This is a genomic window from Mycobacterium sp. NGS68, from assembly GCF_059812195.1.
The window spans coordinates 1-1,511 of the sequence record NZ_JCALCE010000075.1 but is presented as its reverse complement, the minus strand read 5'-3'; the positions used below and the strand labels follow the sequence as shown (position 1 = coordinate 1,511).

The 1,511-nt window shown below is 63.7% G+C and carries 1 protein-coding gene; it reads right to left on the bottom strand.

The annotated features are described in order from the left end of the window. Window positions 1-308: 308 nt before the first annotated feature. Window positions 309-1,391: an IS110 family RNA-guided transposase gene (locus tag AC5Y5V_RS31295; RefSeq protein ID WP_499942942.1), complete on the bottom strand. Its 1,083-nt coding sequence runs from the start codon at window positions 1,389-1,391 to the stop codon at window positions 309-311. Window positions 1,392-1,511 lie beyond the last annotated feature (120 nt).

The following is a 1,511-nucleotide window of genomic DNA, read 5'->3' as shown; positions in this document are numbered from 1 at the left end:
CTGATATGTAGGCACCTTTTGTCAAGTGGCAGGTGAAAGCCGCCCCGGGGTTCGTGCCGGGGCGGCTTTCGTTTGATCGGGTAGTCGGTGCCGCGGCGTTCGTTGGTCAACGACGGTGGTGTCAGCCTGATATGCGCGGGTTGGGTACCGCAAGACGATGGTTCGGCGCGAACGGTGGCTGCTCTCTAGGGACGGGCGTCACATCGTAAATCGCTGAATTACTTTGTGGCTCATAGTTGAAACGCAGATCCAGTTCGCCTACCTCGTCGCCCACCGACTGGCTCCGATCAAGCTCGGTGGTGGCCCGGTCATTCCAAAGTTGCCAGTGACCAGCACCATCCCGCGAGTTGACGGGCCACCGCAACGTTGGCGACCACGTGCGGCTTCTTCCGTTCGTTGAATCGGCACCACTGCTGATGCAGTCGACGGTTGCCCGCATGCCCGCGAGCCTTGAGCGCAGGGTCCACCTTGGCCCACCGAGCTCGCATCGTCGGCCCAGAGGTGCGGTAGGGGGCCCGGTGGTGCCAGGCCGCCTCGATCAACAAACGTCGCACGTGGGCGTTGCCGGCCTTGGTGATTGAACCCTGCACCCGCGATGCACCCGAGGAGTATTCGGTAGGTACCAGGCCGATGTAGGCGCCGATCGAGGAGCCGGTGAACCGAGTCCAGTCACCGATCTCCACGGTCAACGCCAACCCGGTCAATGCCGCGATCCCCCGCAGACATCCCAACCGGTCGACCGCATCGGCCCATCGCGGCAAGGCCGCGACCGCGACGATCTGCTCGTCGAGGCGGTCCCGAGCAGCAGTCGCGCTAAGCACTGCATCGAAGTGATGGTCAAATGCTGTCCTGGTATGGGAATCGTCGAAACGCTGCTGCCGCAGCCAGGTTTCGTGCACGCCACTCCAGGCATGTCCTTTCGAGTACACCCGGCCCTGGCGCAACAGCAGCTTGGACAACCGATGCCGGACCCGCATCAAGTCTGCGCGGGCATCTTCGCGGGCCCGGACAAGATCACGTACCGCCTCCACGTCAGCGTCAGGCACGCTGACCGCGGTAATCTCGCCCAACCTCAACAGGCGGGTGAGATGCGCGGCATCGCGCGCGTCGGTCTTGACCCGATCCCCCGCTGGACGAATCAATTTCGACGGCGCGGCCACCACGCAATCGATCTGTGCATCAGCCAGAGCCCGAGCCAGCCCGAACCCCGTAGGTCCCGCCTCGTAGGCCACCCGCACCGGCCCGCGCAATCGATGCAACCAATCCAGGATCTCGCCGTGGTCGGGACACAACCGTGCCCGCTCAACCCGACCCGTTTCCTCATCGACCGCGTGCGCAACTACCGAAAGCGCATGCACATCCAACCCGACACTCGTACCGTTGAAACTCACCGGAGGCCTCCTGATCTGCAACTGTGGCTCTACCAGTGCGAGTGTTCACTCGACACCGGCAACCCACGTCCGTTTGCAGCCCGAGGCCTTCGGCCTCAGGTCAGCCCTCATACCGTCTAG